This is a genomic window from Sphingomonas sp. Leaf62 (genome assembly GCF_001421915.1).
Classification (GTDB): Bacteria; Pseudomonadota; Alphaproteobacteria; order Sphingomonadales; family Sphingomonadaceae; genus Sphingomonas.
Genome location: NZ_LMLN01000009.1, coordinates 63,815 through 79,227 on the forward strand (window position 1 = coordinate 63,815; position 15,413 = coordinate 79,227).

The 15,413-nt window shown below is 66.8% G+C and carries 13 protein-coding genes; 3 read left to right on the forward strand and 10 right to left on the reverse strand.

Annotation, left to right across the window (positions count from 1 at the left end; all coding sequences use genetic code 11):
• Window positions 1–2,031, reverse strand: coding sequence for a protein-disulfide reductase DsbD family protein (locus tag ASE91_RS06145; RefSeq protein ID WP_056623872.1), 2,031 nt, complete (start codon window positions 2,029–2,031; stop codon window positions 1–3).
• Window positions 2,032–2,083: 52 nt separating this feature from the next.
• On the opposite strand from ASE91_RS06145, the gene ASE91_RS06150 reads away from it, so the two are divergent.
• The gene (locus ASE91_RS06150; RefSeq protein WP_056623876.1) at window positions 2,084–3,745 is read left to right on the forward strand and encodes an alkaline phosphatase family protein; all 1,662 of its coding nucleotides are present in this window, start codon (window positions 2,084–2,086) and stop codon (window positions 3,743–3,745) included.
• Between the two features lie 54 nt (window positions 3,746–3,799).
• On the opposite strand, the gene ASE91_RS06155 is transcribed toward ASE91_RS06150, so the two are convergent.
• From ASE91_RS06155 to ASE91_RS06175, 5 genes are all read right to left on the reverse strand, one after another.
• A complete protein-coding gene (locus ASE91_RS06155; RefSeq protein WP_056623879.1) occupies window positions 3,800–4,936 on the reverse strand; it encodes a hypothetical protein in 1,137 nt (378 codons plus the stop codon).
• 157 nt (window positions 4,937–5,093) lie between these two features.
• Window positions 5,094–6,035, reverse strand: a complete 942-nt coding sequence (locus ASE91_RS06160; RefSeq protein WP_056623882.1) for a right-handed parallel beta-helix repeat-containing protein — start codon at window positions 6,033–6,035, stop codon at window positions 5,094–5,096.
• 99 nt (window positions 6,036–6,134) lie between these two features.
• A complete protein-coding gene (locus ASE91_RS06165) occupies window positions 6,135–6,413 on the reverse strand; it encodes an integration host factor subunit beta (RefSeq protein WP_055996205.1) in 279 nt (92 codons plus the stop codon).
• Window positions 6,414–6,577: 164 nt separating this feature from the next.
• Entirely contained in the window at window positions 6,578–8,281 is a 1,704-nt protein-coding gene (rpsA, locus tag ASE91_RS06170; RefSeq protein ID WP_055996208.1) for a 30S ribosomal protein S1, read from the reverse strand.
• Window positions 8,282–8,816: 535 nt separating this feature from the next.
• The gene (locus ASE91_RS06175) at window positions 8,817–10,496 is read right to left on the reverse strand and encodes a DEAD/DEAH box helicase (protein WP_055996211.1); all 1,680 of its coding nucleotides are present in this window, start codon (window positions 10,494–10,496) and stop codon (window positions 8,817–8,819) included.
• Window positions 10,497–10,672: 176 nt separating this feature from the next.
• Here ASE91_RS06175 and msrB point away from each other — a divergent pair, with 176 nt between their 5' ends.
• Window positions 10,673–11,158, forward strand: a complete 486-nt coding sequence (msrB, locus tag ASE91_RS06180; protein WP_056623885.1) for a peptide-methionine (R)-S-oxide reductase MsrB — start codon at window positions 10,673–10,675, stop codon at window positions 11,156–11,158.
• 65 nt (window positions 11,159–11,223) lie between these two features.
• On the opposite strand, the gene ASE91_RS06185 is transcribed toward msrB, so the two are convergent.
• Window positions 11,224–11,799, reverse strand: coding sequence for a CHAP domain-containing protein (locus ASE91_RS06185; protein ID WP_056623888.1), 576 nt, complete (start codon window positions 11,797–11,799; stop codon window positions 11,224–11,226).
• A 347-nt stretch (window positions 11,800–12,146) separates the two neighbouring features.
• On the opposite strand from ASE91_RS06185, the gene ASE91_RS06190 reads away from it, so the two are divergent.
• Window positions 12,147–12,698, forward strand: coding sequence for a hypothetical protein (locus ASE91_RS06190; protein WP_055997247.1), 552 nt, complete (start codon window positions 12,147–12,149; stop codon window positions 12,696–12,698).
• Between the two features lie 13 nt (window positions 12,699–12,711).
• Here ASE91_RS06190 and ASE91_RS06195 read toward each other — a convergent pair whose 3' ends face one another.
• The 3 genes from ASE91_RS06195 to ASE91_RS06205 are packed head-to-tail and all read right to left on the reverse strand — an operon-like array spanning window position 12,712 to window position 15,411.
• A complete protein-coding gene (locus ASE91_RS06195) occupies window positions 12,712–13,449 on the reverse strand; it encodes an extensin-like domain-containing protein (protein ID WP_056623891.1) in 738 nt (245 codons plus the stop codon).
• The gene (locus tag ASE91_RS06200; RefSeq protein ID WP_056623894.1) at window positions 13,446–14,159 is read right to left on the reverse strand and encodes an NUDIX hydrolase; all 714 of its coding nucleotides are present in this window, start codon (window positions 14,157–14,159) and stop codon (window positions 13,446–13,448) included. Before ASE91_RS06200 ends, ASE91_RS06195 begins: the two co-directional genes overlap by 4 nt.
• Window positions 14,160–14,196: 37 nt before the next feature.
• Window positions 14,197–15,411, reverse strand: coding sequence for a hypothetical protein (locus ASE91_RS06205; RefSeq protein ID WP_082453845.1), 1,215 nt, complete (start codon window positions 15,409–15,411; stop codon window positions 14,197–14,199).
• Window positions 15,412–15,413 lie beyond the last annotated feature (2 nt).

Here is a 15,413-nt window from a genome sequence, read left to right on the forward strand (position 1 = left end):
TCAGGAGACGAGATCGGTGAGGGTCGCCGGTGTAAGTAACTGCGGCAGAACCCGGGCATCGCGGCTGCCCGGTGCATAAAATAGATACAGCGGTACGCCGGCGCGGTTATGCGCCTCGATGAAACGGCCCAGCACCGGGTCGCCATCGGTCCAGTCGCCGACCAGCACCTTCACGCCGCCCTTGCCGAACGCGTCCGCGACCACTCGAGTCTCGATCGCGGCACGTTCGTTGACCTTGCACGTGAGGCACCAGTCTGCGGTGAAATAGGCGAAGACCGGCTTGCCCTCGGCCCGCAGCGACGCCAGTCGCGCCTCGCTGAACGGTTCGGCCCCGGCGATGCCGGTCGGTGCGGCACCGGCGCGCGGCGCGCGATGCACCAGCATGGCCGAACCGATCGCCAGCACCAGCGCCGCCAGACCCGGCCACCATGGCCGATCGCGCCCGCGCAACTGCCGCCGTCCGGTCCACCACAGGCCGAGCGCCGCCACCAGCAGCGCCGCCAGTCCCGTCGCCATCCCATCGACGCCCGCCTGCCGCCCCAATATCCATGCCAGCGCCAGCGCCGTCAGGAACATCGGCACCGCCAGGCATTTGCGGAACACGTCCATCCACGCACCCGGTCGCGGCAGGCGACGGCGCAGTGCGGGCACGAAGCCGAGCAGCAGGAACGGCAGCGCCAGCCCGAAGCCCAGCCCGGCGAACACCGCCATCGCCGCGACCGGCGGCAGGACCAGCGCCGATCCCAGCGCAGCGCCCATGAACGGCCCGGTGCACGGCGTCGCGACGAACGCAGCCAGCGCGCCGGTCGCGAACGCCCCGCCCCGCCCGCTGCGCGCCCCCACCTGCGGCGTCGGCAGTTCGAACAGCCCGGCAAGGTTCAGCGCGATGCCGCCGGTCAGCACCAGCAACAGCAGCACGACCCGCGGATCGGTCAGCTGAAACGCCCAGCCCGCCGCCACCCCCGCCGCCCGGATCGCGAGCAGCACACCGCCGAGCAGCAGGCACATCGCCACGGCACCGGCGGTGTACGCCACCCCCTCCGCGCGCGCATGGGAGGCCGACTCGCCCGATCGGGCAAGGCTCAACGCCTTCAGGCTCAGGATCGGAAAGACGCACGGCATGATGTTGAGCAGCAACCCGCCCAGCAACGCCCCGGCAAAGGCGATCAGCGCGGCGCGGATCGGTGCCGGTTCGGCGGGCGCGGCGACGACCCCCGGTGTCGCGCGAATCGCGAACCCCTGTCCCTGCCCGGTTCCCAGTACGCCTTCGAGGACCGCCGGACGTCCGGTTCCTTTCGTCGCGACGACGATCGCGTCGCCGTCGCGCCGGATCGTCTGCGGCGCGTCGTAATCGATGGCATCCTCGGTCAGCGGAAAGAAATAGGCAGTGCCGATCGCGACATCGGCCGGGAACGGCACCCGCAACCGCAGCTGCTCGCCGGGCTGGAACACGGCCGGCGATCCGATCGGTTTGGGCAGGGCCCGCCGCCAGCCATCGAACGCCGCGCGCCGTGCCGGATCGATCGCGCCGTCGCCGACGGTCAGATCGGCGGTCAGCACCGCCTTTTCCGGCACGCAGATTTCCCGGGTGCAGACCAGATAATCGATCGCCAGCCGGAGCGGCAGCCTCGTACCGACGGCCAGTCCGGCCGGCACCCGCAGTTCGGTCAGCAACGTCCAGGGGCGTTCATAGACGTAGTTCATGATGCCCGCGACGGTCAGCCGTTCGGGCACCGGATAGCGGAGGTCGCCGACGCTCGCGCCTGCCGGCAACGTCCAGTTGAGCCGCGGCTGGGTCCCCACCGCACCCGGATTCCGCCAATAGCCGTGCCAGCCGGCATCGGGCACCGACGCCAGCGCGATCGCGACGCCCGATCCCGCAGCGGGCGCATCGCTTTCGGCGACGATCCGCATCTGCACGTGCCGCTGCCCCGGAACCTGCGCCGCCGCCGGCCCGGTAGCCAGCAACAGCGCCAGCAGCCCTGCGAGCAACAAGGCGATTCGAACCGATACTATTCTTGCTGCTGTCATGGTCGGGGAGTAGCGGAGTTCCAGGACGGATGCACCGTCCGCGGAGTACCCGATGCGCCTCGTTTCCCTTGCCGCGCTGTTGCTGGCAACCGCTACCCCCGCGCTGGCGCAGACCGCCGCGCCTGCCGCCGCCGATCCGGCCCCGCCGACCTATCCGGCGACCCCGCCCAAGCTGATCGTCGCAATCTCGGTCGATCAATTCTCGGCCGATCTGTTCGCCGAATATCGCGGTCGCTTCACCGGCGGTTTCGCCCGGTTGCTGCAGGGGGTGGTATTCCCGTCGGGATATCAGAGCCATGCCGCGACCGAGACCTGTCCCGGCCATTCGACGATCCTCACCGGATCGCGCCCGTCGCGCACCGGCATCATCGCCAATGACTGGATCGACCAGCGCAGCAACACCCGTCCGGGGTTCAAGGTCTATTGCGCGGAAGACGAACGCGTCCCCGGGTCGACCTTCGACAACTACACGGTGTCCGACGCGCACCTGATGGTGCCGACGCTCGGCGAACGCATGAAGGCGGCCGATCCGCGGACCCGCGTCGTGTCGGTCGCGGGCAAGGACCGCGCGGCGGTGATGATGGGCGGCCACAAGGTCGACGAACTCTGGTGGTTCGGCAAGGACGGCTTCGTCAGCTATGCCGGCCGGGCGATGCCGCCAGTCGTGGCCCGCGCCAACGCCGCCGTCGCCACGCGGATCGCGACCGCACAGCCGGCGATGACGCTGCCCACCTTCTGCCAGCCGCTGGCACGCGCGGTACGGGTCGGCGACAAGACCGTCGGCACCGGCCGGTTCGAACGCGCGGCGGGCGACGTCGCCAATTTCCGACGGTCGCCCGAATATGACGCGGCGGTGCTGGCACTTGCCGCCGGGCTGATCCAGGACATGAAACTGGGTCAGGGTCCGCAGACCGACATCATCTCGATCGGCGCGTCGGCCACCGACTATGTCGGCCATGGCTATGGCACCGAGGGCAGCGAGATGTGCCTGCAACTGACCTCGCTCGACCAGAGCCTCGGCGAATTCTTCCGTGTGCTCGATGCGACCGGCGTCGATTATCAGGTCGTGCTGACCGCCGATCATGGCGGCAGCGACGCCAGCGAGCGGCTGGCCCATCACGCCGTACCCGATGCCGTGCGCCTCGACGGCGACTTCGCCGTCGAACGCATCGGCAAGGCGATCGGCGAGAGGCTGAAGATCGCCGGTCCGGTGCTGTTCGGCGGGGTGAATGGCGATGTCTGGTACGACATCAAGCTGACGGCGGCGCAGAAGGTTGCCGTCGAACGCGAAGCGATCGCCATGTTCGCCGCCCATCCGCAGACGCAGGCGGTGTTCACCCGCGCGCAGATCCTCGCGACGACGGTGCCGAACACGCCACCCGAAACATGGTCGCTGATCGAACGGGCCCGCGCATCCTATTACCCGGCGCGCTCGGGCGATCTGCTGGTCGCGATGAAGCCGCGCGTGCTGACCATCCCGCACCCGGTCGCCGGCACCTCCGTCGCGACGCATGGCAGCTTCTGGGACTATGACCGCCGCGTGCCGATCCTGTTCTGGCGAAAGGGTCAGGGCGGGTTCGAGGAGCCGTTCGGCGTCGAGACCGTCGACATCCTGCCGACGCTGGCCGCGACGATCCGCCTGCCGGTGCCCAAAAACGAGATCGACGGCCGCTGCCTCGACCTCGATCCGGGCGAAGGAACGACCTGCCGGTAATCGGCCGGCGTCGGAGGACCATCCGTCGGGGACGATGCCCGACGGATGGTTCGATCAGGGCAGCGTCACCGACGCCGTCGCTGCCGACGACGGATCGAGCCGATCCTGCAACGACTGGACGATCGCCGCCGCCGTCCGTTGCACCCTGCCGTCGAACACTTCGCGACCATTGACGACGATCCGCACCCGCTGGTCGAGATTCAACAGTCGGTCGGACAGGCGGACGACGGTTCCGGCCGGTACGCTGCCGGTCAGCGTGATCGTTTGCCCCTTCACCACGGCCTCGATCCGGTCGCCTGCCTTCGCCGTCGCCGCATTCGGAATGCGAAGCCAGTAGAAGCGGTCGTGCGTGACATCGTCCTGCACCCACACGATCCGGTTCGGCCACGGATTGCGGGCGAACTGCGCCATCCAAGGCAGCGCCTCCGCATCCTTCCGGTTCATCCAGTGCGGCAGTCCCGGATAGATGCGCGTCATCGATACATAACCGCCCGGATCGGCGGCGTGGAGCCGCTCCAGCTCCGCCCCGCGCTCGGCGGCGATCCGGTTGCGGTCATAGGCACTGTCGGCGCCACCCATGAAGATCGCGAACGGCAGGTTGCGGAGCGACGCGACACCTGCCTCGTTCGGATGCCCCGCCATCATCGCCGCCGCCGCGAAGCGATCGGCCATGCGCGGTGCCAATTGCCACACCCCGTCGCCGCCTGCAGAATAGCCGAGCAGGTAGACTCGATCGGGATCGACTCCGTTGATCGCGACCTGCGCATCGATCAGCCGCTGGAACAAGGGGTCGATCTGCGGCTCATGCCACAAATTCCACGTATCGGTCGGCGCCCGCGGTGCGAGATAAATGCCCTCCGCCGGCTGATACAGGCCGATCTGGTTGCGCCACTGTTGATCGTTGACCGCCGGTGCCGCATTGCCGCCGCCGTGCATCGATATCCACAGGCTGCGTTTGCCGAACGGCGCGTTGCCGAACGAACGGCTTTCCCAGCGCAGCGTCCGGTCGCCGATCGTGATCGCCTTCGCGTCCATCGCCGACTTTGCCGACGCGGCCACTTCCCGCGTCCGGGCAGCCGCGATCAGATCGATCGCCGTCTCCGCTTCGCGTCGAGACAGCGGCCGATGCAGCGCGGGCGCGTCCACGTTCCGCTTGCCCGCACCGGTGAGCCAGTCGGACAGCGCGTTCAACGAATGGGCCGGCGGCGATTTGGAGGAAGCCGCAACCGGTATGGTCAGGAGGAGCAACAGAGCGAGAAGAGAATGTATACGCATGCGATACGCCTACTGGCTATCAGACCGATGTCGAGGCGAAAGCACTGCACCATTTGGGTGACGTTGCTGGCTGTCACCGCCGTTCGAACTTGCGCACCCCCGGTCCCAGGCGATTCACGCCGATGGCGACGCCGTCACCGGTGTAGTCGGCGACGAACGCCGGGCTCTTCGTCATTCCCGGGGCGAGTCGTGCGTCATTCTCCTCGACGCGCAGGCCATTGGCCGGAAACGTCCGCTTTTCCGCCCCCACGACGATAAAGCCGGTCCAGTTCTCCTTTGCCTTGCCCTGTACGAAGGTGTTCCGCGCGATCAATCCGGTCGCGCCCTCGGGCAGGTCGATCATGTAATTGGTCTTGGTGCCGCGGCTGTCATCGAAGCTCGAATCGACGATCTCGATGCGGGGCGCGCGAATCTTGACGTAATGGCCGCCGGTGCCGCGTTCGAAGCGCGACCGCCGGATCGTGATCGAGCCGTTGTTGCTCAGATAGACCGAATGCGAGCAATCGACCGTCTCGTCGCATTGCCCCAGCCCGGCAAAGGTCGAGCGGTCGAGCGTGATGCGCTGCTGCCCCTCGGGATTGCCGCCGAGAATCCCTTCCTGACTGTCGAGAAAGGTTGAGTTGGTGACTGTCAGGTCGCCGATTTCGGTCCGGATGCCTGCGCCATTGCCATCGGGTACGCGGATGCCGCGAAAGATGATGCCGTCGACTGTCGACCGCCGCCCGCGCAGGACGAACGTCGCCTTTCCCTCGCACGCGCCGCCATCGAAGATGACGGTGCCCGGTACGCGGGCACGATAGGTGATGTCGCCGCCGGTCTGGACGGTGCAGTCGCGATAGGTGCCCGGCGCGATCAGGATCGTCGCGGTGTCATCGCGCACCGCCGTCACCGCGGCATCGATCGTGGCATAGCCGACACCGGTCTGCTCGATCACGAACGGCGCTGCGCGCGCCTGCGCCGGCAGCGGCGCGGCGGCAAGCAGCAGGATCAGGGGCGATACGATACGAACGTTCATCCGGCGAACCTCGACAATGTCGGACCCGCCATGCGCCGCCGCGGCGGTCGGCGGAAGCGCTAAATCAGCCCTATCCCCGTCCCGCCGTGACACGCATGATCAGACGTTCAGCCGCGCGCGCATTTCCTTGCCCGGCTTGAAATAGGGCACGCGTTTCGCATCGACTTCGACCGCTTCGCCGGTGCGCGGATTGCGGCCGGTGCGGGCTTCGCGGGCACGGGTCGAAAAGGCACCGAAGCCGCGCAGTTCGACGCGCCCACCGGCATGGAGCCGTTCGGTAATGGTGTCGAAAAAGATCGAGACGATCCGTTCCACATCGCGCAGTGGCAGTGTCGGATTATCCTGCGCAACCTTTTGTACCAGTTCGGATCGGATCATCTTTTCCTCGGCAATCCAGATATCTACGCCAAAATTATCTCGGCTGGGCAACGAACGCCTACCCTGAATTTATTTGCGGCGACAATCCGCCTTTCGAATGAACGAAAAACGGGGCGCTCCAGTTTGGAGCACCCCGTCGATCGTCCTGCAAAGGAAGGCGAAGCTTACTTCTGCTCGCCCCGAGCCTTCAACGCTTCGCCGAGGATGTCGCCGAGCGACGCACCCGAGTCCGACGAACCGTACTGCGCAACGGCCTGCTTCTCTTCGGCGATCTGCATCGCCTTGATCGAGAAGGTCGGCTTCTTCGAACGATCGAAGCCGGTGACCATCGCGTCGAACTTCTGGCCGACCTGGAAACGCTCCGGACGCTGTTCGTCGCGGTCGCGGCCGAGATCGGTGCGCTTGATGAAGCCGGTCGCGCCATCGTCGCCCTGCTGCACTTCGAGGCCCGCGTCGCGGACTTCGAGCACGGTCACAGTCACGATCGCGCTCTTGTTCAGACGGTCGCCCGCCTGCGCCGCGACCGGGCCGCCACGCTCAAGCTGCTTCATGCCGAGCGAGATACGCTCCTTGTCCGGCTCGATCGCCAGCACGACGGCCTGAACCGTCTCGCCCTTGCGATGCAGGTTCAGCGCGTCTTCGCCCGAAATGCCCCATGCGATGTCCGACATGTGAACCATGCCGTCGACGTCGCCGTCCAGACCGATGAACAGGCCGAATTCGGTCGCGTTCTTGACTTCGCCCTCGACGGTCGAGCCGACGGGGTGATCCTCCGCGAACTTCTCCCACGGATTGGCCTGTGCCTGCTTGAGGCCCAGCGAGATGCGACGCTTGTCCTGATCGACTTCCAGAACGATCACATCGACTTCCTGGCTGGTCGACACGATCTTGCCCGGATGGACGTTCTTCTTGGTCCAGCTCATTTCCGAAACGTGGACCAGACCTTCGATGCCCGGCTCCAGTTCGACGAACGCACCATATTCGGTGATGTTCGTGACGCGGCCCGACAGCTTCGCGCCGACCGGATACTTGGCACCAGCGCCATCCCACGGATCGCTCTCAAGCTGCTTCATGCCGAGCGAGATGCGCTGCGTGTCGCGGTTGATGCGGATGATCTGAACCTTGACGGTGTCGCCGATGTTCAGGACTTCCGACGGGTGACCAACGCGCTTGTACGACAGGTCGGTGACGTGCAGCAGGCCGTCGATACCGCCGAGGTCGACAAACGCACCGTAATCGGTGATGTTCTTGACGACGCCGTCGATGACCTGACCTTCGGCCAGGCTCTGGATCAGGCCCGAACGCTGCTCGGCGCGGGTTTCTTCCAGCACCGCGCGACGCGACACGACGATGTTGCCGCGCTTGCGGTCCATCTTCAGGATCTGGAACGGCTGCGGAATGTCCATAAGCGGGGTGACGTCGCGCACCGGACGGATATCGACCTGCGAACCCGGCAGGAACGCCACGGCGCCCGACAGGTCGACCGTGAAGCCGCCTTTGACGCGGCCGAAGATGACGCCCTCGACGCGGGCGGTCTTGGCGAATTCGGTTTCCAGCTTGTCCCACGCGGCTTCGCGCCGGGCGCGGTCGCGGCTCAGCATCGCTTCGCCGTTCGAATTCTCTACGCGGTCGACATAGACTTCGACTTCGTCACCGACCTTCAGATCGGCCTTCTGACCCGGCGCGGCGAATTCACGCAGCGGCACGCGGCCTTCGGACTTCAGGCCGACGTCGATGACGGCGAGGTCGTTTTCGATCCCGGTGACGGTGCCAATGACAACGCGGCCCTCGAAGCTTTCCGAGGCGCCGAACATGTCGTCGAGCATCGACGCGAAATCGTCACGGGTGGGATTTGCCATGCTGGCCATATAAATCTTGGTTCCTGAACGTACTGATTTCCGGCCGGCCGGTTGTCTCCGGCGGTCTTTGACCGGGATTGCCGCGCGCGCCGAATACGACACGCGGCATTCGGCGACCCCGTCGTCACGAAAGGCTTGCCCCGGCTATGCGGAAAGGGCGCGCAAGCACCCGGCCCTCGCGAGTCTGTGCTCGTCGAACCGGCGCGCCATACGCTTTTTGGGCGGAGGGTGCAACGGTTTGAGGTTCGCGCTCGGGTAGAAGAAGGGATTGGTTCACGCGAAGGCGCGAAGGCGCGAAGACGCGGAGAAGAAGCGCGAAGGTTGGATTTCGCGCAGAGGCGCGGAAGGCGCAGAGAGGTTGCGATCGCGGCGACGTCCTGCCGCGCCAGCGGCTGTCATCTATAGTTGCAGCGATATCGAAAGGCCGTGCCGGACAACCATCCGCCGTCCACCACGCAACCCCCTCTGCGATTCCGCGCCTTCGCGCGAAATCCAACCTTCTGCCCTTACCTTCGCGTCTTCGCGCCTTCGCGTGAAAACAAGATCACCCGCGCCGCGCGCCCGGCCGATACGGTTTTGCCGAATGCCGCGGCGGTGCGCTGTTCGTGCGCCGCTGCGGCGCGGCGGGCGGGCCGGCCATCTGTTCGAACATCAGATCGTCATCGGGCGTCGCGGTGCGCTTGACCGATGCGACGAACTTGCCGGCGATCGCCTTGGGAATTTCGAACGCCGACTCGTCGTTGCCGATGCGGATCGCACCGATCTCGCTTTTTGTAATGTGACCGCGGCGGCACAGCAGCGGCAACAACCAGCGCGGATCGGCATTGTGACGGCGGCCGACATTCATGCGGAACCACACCGTATCCTCGAAGCCCGGACGCGGCCCTTCCGGACGCTCCCGTCGTTCGGGTGCACCGGCTGCCGACAATTCCTCGGGCGCGGGCAGCTTGGCGCGATAGGCGCGAACCAGCAACGCCGCGATATCCTCGGGCGACTTCTCGGTCAGCAACCGCGCACCCAGCTCGACATCGGCCTCGTCGAATTCGACCGGCTCCGCCAGCTTGGCGAGCAGGCGCTCGCGATCGGCGGCATGGATCTGTTCGGGCGTCGGCACGCCGATCCATTCGGCGTTGATCTTTGCATCGCGCAACAGCCCTTCGACCCGGCGACGGCGCTGGAACGGCACGATCAGCGCAGCAATCCCCTTCTTGCCCGCGCGACCGGTCCGGCCCGAACGATGCTGCAACGCCTCGGCATCGCGCGGCAGTTCGACGTGGACGACGAGGCTCAGCGACGGCAGATCGATCCCGCGCGCGGCGACGTCGGTCGCGACGCAGACGCGGGCGCGGCGGTCGCGCAGTGCCTGCAGCGCATGGTTGCGCTCCGACTGCGAATGCTCGCCCGACAGCGCCACCGCGTCGAAACCGCGCTCGACCAGATTGGCGTGCAGGTGCCGCACCGCCTCACGCGTCGCGCAGAACAGGAACGCGGTGTCCGGTTCGTGCAGGCGCAGCAGGTTGACGACCGCATTCTCGATATCGTTCGGGGCGACGGTCATCGCCTGATAGCTGATGTCGCCATGGCCCCGCTCCGCCTCGCGCGTGTCGATGCGGAACGCGTCCTTCTGGTACCGCTTGGCCAGCGCGACGATCGGCTTGGCCAGCGTCGCCGAGAACAGCATCGTGCGGCGTTCGGCGGGCGTACGGTCCAAAATCCCTTCGAGATCCTCGCGAAAGCCCATGTCGAGCATCTCGTCGGCTTCATCGAGAATCGCGACCTTCAGGCTCGACAGGTCGAGCGCTCCGCGTTCGATATGATCGCGCAGCCGGCCCGGCGTCCCCACAACGATGTGCGTGCCGTGGCTCAGGTTGCGGCGTTCGCGCGCCGCGTCCATGCCGCCGACGCACGACACGATGCGCGCGCCGTTCTCGCCATACAGCCACTGCAGTTCGCGCGCGACCTGCAACGCTAGTTCGCGGGTCGGAGCGATGGCAAGCGCGAGCGGCGCGCCGGCGCGCGGCATCTTGTCGTCGGCGTCGAGCAGGTCGCGCGCCATGGCAAGGCCGAAGGCAACGGTCTTGCCCGATCCGGTCTGGGCGGACACGAGCAGGTCGCGTCCCTCGGCTTCGGGGGTAAGGACGGCCGCCTGTACGGCGGTCGGGGATTCATAGCCGCGCGCGGAAAGCGCCGCGGCTAACGGTTCGGGCAACGTCGAAAAAGGCATAAAGCGCCAAATGGCCCCAAATTGCGGCCACTACAAGGCCAAGACGGCGGCTTCACACCAATGCATGTAGCGTGACGTGCAAATTCCCGGCTGCTGCCGGTTCGGTCGGGAAGCGTACACGCGCCGTTGTCGGCTCCGGCGCGGCCACCCACATCGGTCTTTCGAAAGGAATTTTCATGTCGATCGATCGCCGCCGCCTGCTGGAACTGACCGGATTATCGGGACTTGCCGCCCTGATCGGCTGCGCGCCCGAGACGAGCGACGCCGCACCTGGTTTTCCGTTCAAGCTGACCGATACGCAGTGGAAGGCCCGTCTGACGCCAGCACAATATAATGTGTTGCGCCAGGATGGGACCGAGCGCCCCTATAGCAGCCCGCTGAACGGCGAAAAGCGCAAGGGACAGTTCGCCTGCGCCGGATGCGGCCATCCATTGTTCGCGTCGACCACCAAGTTCGAAAGCGGGACCGGCTGGCCCAGCTTCTACGCACCGCTGAACGGCGCGGTGGCGACCGCGACCGATCGCTCGATGCTGATGACCCGGACCGAAGTGCGGTGCGCACGCTGCGGCGGACATCTCGGCCATGTGTTCGACGACGGCCCCAGGCCGACCGGCAAACGCTATTGCATGAACGGCGTGGCGATGACCTTCCGCCCGGCCTGAAACGACGAACGGCCCGCAATACCGGTCGGTACGGCGGGCCGTTCGTGGAAGTTCGGTGGAAGCGATCAGTCGTTGAGGGCGACGACCTGCCTGGCGTGCTGCGGCTGGATGCTCGCTCCACCGGTCGGGGCCGGCGGATCGACCTCGGCGATTTCCATCGGCGCCGCGAATTCGGCGGGGACAGGTGCGTGGCCGGCATAAATGAAGCCGTTGGCAGGATAGGCAGAAGTGCCGAGCCCGCCGAGTGGACCGAACCACACCTTCACTTCGCTCCAGTCCCCCGCCGCTGATACATCGACAGCGCGGACGTCGCGTTCGATGCCGCCGCGCTGCGACCAGTTGGCGTGGGTGAGCAACACTTCGCGGTCGCTGACGACCTTCGACACCATGGCGACATGACCGAAGCGCATCTTCGACGTTGCTGCGAACGACAGGACCGCGCCTTCCTTCGGGGCATGGCCGCGTTCGTACTTGCCGGCGGCCTGACCCCACCACGTATGGGCGTTGCCGAAGATTTCGACGCCGGAGATTTCGCGGGCATAGGGAGCGCATTGCCAGAACCGGGCCTGCGCCGGGGCCACCATCGCCAGGGCGCACGAAACCACCAGCGCAAAACGCGCTGCCAAAGCACCAAAATTCATCTGATCCCCACGGCCCAACGAATGTCGTGAGCGGCATGAAGCAGGGTTTGATGGCCACGGAAACCCCATGCCCCGCCGATCGGGAACCAATTCGGACGAAGCGTGTTGCGGCGGCGATGACTGGCAGATGAACCGATCCGCACGGCATTTTCCTGCTCCGCCCTTTACCATTTCAACGCTTCGTCGGGTTCGCGTCGATGCGACGAACCGCATGACAAGGATGTTGCAATGCAGCACCCGACATGATCGGATGTGTCGTCGGCCGGGTTGCGACATGTTCGTTCAGTAAGCTGTTAACCGTTTCCGCGTAACATCCGGTCGTTGGCTATTTGGGCGGGGAGTTGATGATGGCGATTGCACGCAGACCAGCCGAAGGGGCGATGACGCTGGCCGAAATGAAGGAATTCGCGACGTTTTCGTCGGCGACGCAGCGGTACATCCGTCGCTCGCTCGACATCGGTCTCGACCGCGACGACGCGATGCGGCGCTGGTCGCGCGACGTCGTGGAGGCCGCCAGCATCCGCGCCCAGGCCCGCATCTACGACCGCCTGCCCGATATCCGTGCCTGCATCCCCGAAGACAGCGGCCTCGATGCGACCGAGCCGTTCATGACGCCACTGCTGATGGTCACCGCCTTCGATCTGGGTCAGGGGCGGCTGACGACGTTCGGCGCCTATCGCTTCCTGTACGAACGGCTGGTCGGTGCCGAGGCGCGGCCGTGGCTGCCCGCCGCGTTCTGCGCATCGGCGGCGCTGCCGCATCTGCATCCCGAACTACGGCGCAAGCTGTTGCAGTCGCTCAGCGAAGCGGCGGCGACCGCATCGGGCTGGTCGCTTCGGCCGCCCGCATTCTATCCGGCATGGGTCGAAAAGGTCGAAGCCGGCGCGCCGATGCACTGATCAACCGGCGGGTTCAGCGGCACGCGCCGCCGAACCCGCGTGCCGCCTGATCGAAGTGGAAATGGTCGCGATGGGCGGCGTTGTAATCGGGGGACAGCACCGTCGAGAACACGCCGCACGCCCCGTCGCGAACCTCCCGCAGGAACGCCGCCTTCGCCGCGTCGTCGCGCCCCTCCCCCGCCGTCCAGTCGCCGACGACACTGATCCGACGACCATCGTCCAGCACGAAGGCGGCGATATCCAGCGCATTCGCCGTCGCATGCTCGCTGAACGCGCCGGTGTCGCGGCCATAGAGCCGGCGGCAATTATAGCTGCCGAAATTCTGGGTCCGGGCGACCGGCGATCCGAAATGCTTCTGGGCGGCCGGCTGCACGACTTGCCACTCCCATAGCGCCATGGCGGTCGCCACCCGGCACGAGACACCGACATCGGGCGTGATGGCGATGGTGCGCGATCCGCCGCCGCGCATCCGCACGGCATCGTCATAGCCACATTGTGCCGATCCCTCGCGTGGCGGCAGCGCGGTATAGCGGACCCCCGCCGCATCGAGCAGCGCCCGACAGCCGGCAAAGTCGCCGCGCAGTTCGCCGATCTTGCCGCGCGTGAACATGCCGATCGGTTGCGACAGATCGAGCGGCGTCCATGGCACGTCCTGCGGCCGGCTGCGCGCAAAGGCGTATAGGGCGAAGGCGATCGCGGCGAGGATCGCGAACCACACCAGCGCACGGATGCTTGTCGACAGCGCCTTCACCCCCGCACCGCGCGCGATGCCCGTTCGGCGGTAACCGGATAGCCGAGATCATCGGGAATGCAGATCCAGTCACCATCGGTACGGGTTTCGACCCATGGCGTAATGGTCCGCACCGGCCAGCGCGCCGCCGATGCGAAAGCCGCATCGACATCGCCATGTTCGGCCAGCCGCTCCAGCACCCGCCGGGTCGGAAACAACAGGGTCGCCTCTCCCCTGTCCGCCGCCGCCAGGGCAGCCGCCGCCGTCGTCCACAGCACGCGGCTATTCTCGGTCGCATCGACGCGCGCGTCCGGGGCATGGTCCGGCAAGCGCGCCAGAAAGAAATGCGTGTCGAACACCCGAACCGGTACGTGCGTCGGCCGCCACCGCGCATAGGGCACCAGCAGGGTCGGATCGACCGGCCCCAGGTCGGCAATCGCGGCACCTTCCGCCAGCGCGACCCGCATCGACTCGACATCGCCGACGATACCGATCGCGATCCCTGCCTCCTCGATCGTTTCGCGGATCGCGGCCAGTCGCGGTGCCAGATCGCCATGCCCCATCGCCAGTGCCAACGCATGGTCACCAGCGTCGATCCGGCCACCGGGAAACACCAGTGCCCCGCCGGCAAACGCCATCGTCGCCGCGCGTTCGACCATCAGGATATCGGGCGGGCCATCGAATCGGTCGCGAAGGACGATCAGCGTGGCGGCGGGAATGGCAGCGGTCATCCACCCCGACGTGGGGAGCGGCGGACACGATGTGAAGTCAGTTCGGCGGCACGATCGGCGGCGCAACCAGCAACCGCCAGCCCTCGGGCAGATAGTCGAGCGACATATAATAATAGAACACGCACGACCGGTCGGGCCGATAGCTCGCGCCCTTCAACAGCCCGATCGCGATGCCACCCAGAAACACCGGCCCCCCGCTGTCGCCACCACGACATCCCGGCCCGGCAACGGCGACCCAGGTCGGCAGGCACGGCCCACCGCACAGATCGCCCGATGGCGCGAAATCGACCATCATCACCTCGGCACAGCTATAGCCGCTATTCTCGCCCCGGTGGCACACGATATCGCCGACCCGCGTGGCGGTACGACTGCGCTGTCCCTCGACCGTCCGGATCTGCGTCCGGGCCGCGTCGGCAAAGAACAGCGGGCGGGCCGCCTGCGGCGTCGCGTTGACCTGTACGTCGTGAAAGCCCCAGCCCCATTGTCCGACGAACGTCGTCGGCGTGATTGATCGGTCGGGGCCGATATGGTCGAGCTGATCGGGGCAATGCGCGGCGGTGACGATGCCGGTCTGCGTGCCGTCGGTGACGACGAAGCCGGTCGTGCAATAATAGCGGCGACCGGTGACCGGGTCCGGCCCGATCAGCCGCGAGCCACCGATGACTTCCCCGGCAAGGTCGAGGTTGGGCCGCCCGGTCGTCGCGATCCGGATCGGCACGCCGGTCATCTCAACGATCCGACGCCGCAGTGCCGCGACATCGCCGGCAGCATCGGCTGCCCCGATCTGGATCAGCAACGCTCCCTGCCGGGCATCGACGCCGATCGCCGGCGGGCGCGTCAGCATCGCACGGATCGCCGCCTGATGCTTGTTGAGGGCGTCGAGCAGCTCCACCCGGGTCGATTTCGCCCCGATCCGGAAGCGGACCGGAACGACCAGATCGCCCGCCCGGACCTCGCCATCCGCGACCGGTCGATTGCCGGTCAGCAGCACCGATACCGCGCCATCCGGCTCGATCGCGACGCCGGTGAGCCGATCGCGATAGCGGCCTTCGATCCAGTCGGTCGCGGCGATGCTGGCGACCTGCTTGCGCAGCAGGATCAGTGCGGCCGCCGGGTCGATGCCACGAAGACGCGCGACCTCGGCGGCATCCTGCGCCAACGCCGCCTCGCGCGAAACGATCGTGGCGGCATCCTGCGCCGCGACGGGATGTCCCGCCACCAGCGCAAGCGCCGCCACCATCCAGCGCAGCATGG

What these genes read in the sequence shown, in the direction of transcription:
- ASE91_RS06145 (WP_056623872.1), bottom strand. Translation starts at nt 2,031, where the DNA reads ATGACAGCAGCAAGAATAGTATCGGTTCGAATCGCCTTGTTGCTCGCA.
- ASE91_RS06150 (WP_056623876.1), top strand. Translation starts at nt 2,084, where the DNA reads ATGCGCCTCGTTTCCCTTGCCGCGCTGTTGCTGGCAACCGCTACCCCC.
- ASE91_RS06160 (WP_056623882.1), bottom strand. Translation starts at nt 6,035, where the DNA reads ATGAACGTTCGTATCGTATCGCCCCTGATCCTGCTGCTTGCCGCCGCG.
- ASE91_RS06165 (WP_055996205.1), bottom strand. Translation starts at nt 6,413, where the DNA reads ATGATCCGATCCGAACTGGTACAAAAGGTTGCGCAGGATAATCCGACA.
- rpsA (WP_055996208.1), bottom strand. Translation starts at nt 8,281, where the DNA reads ATGGCCAGCATGGCAAATCCCACCCGTGACGATTTCGCGTCGATGCTC.
- ASE91_RS06175 (WP_055996211.1), bottom strand. Translation starts at nt 10,496, where the DNA reads ATGCCTTTTTCGACGTTGCCCGAACCGTTAGCCGCGGCGCTTTCCGCG.
- msrB (WP_056623885.1), top strand. Translation starts at nt 10,673, where the DNA reads ATGTCGATCGATCGCCGCCGCCTGCTGGAACTGACCGGATTATCGGGA.
- ASE91_RS06185 (WP_056623888.1), bottom strand. Translation starts at nt 11,799, where the DNA reads ATGAATTTTGGTGCTTTGGCAGCGCGTTTTGCGCTGGTGGTTTCGTGC.
- ASE91_RS06190 (WP_055997247.1), top strand. Translation starts at nt 12,147, where the DNA reads ATGGCGATTGCACGCAGACCAGCCGAAGGGGCGATGACGCTGGCCGAA.
- ASE91_RS06200 (WP_056623894.1), bottom strand. Translation starts at nt 14,159, where the DNA reads ATGACCGCTGCCATTCCCGCCGCCACGCTGATCGTCCTTCGCGACCGA.
- ASE91_RS06205 (WP_082453845.1), bottom strand. Translation starts at nt 15,411, where the DNA reads ATGCTGCGCTGGATGGTGGCGGCGCTTGCGCTGGTGGCGGGACATCCC.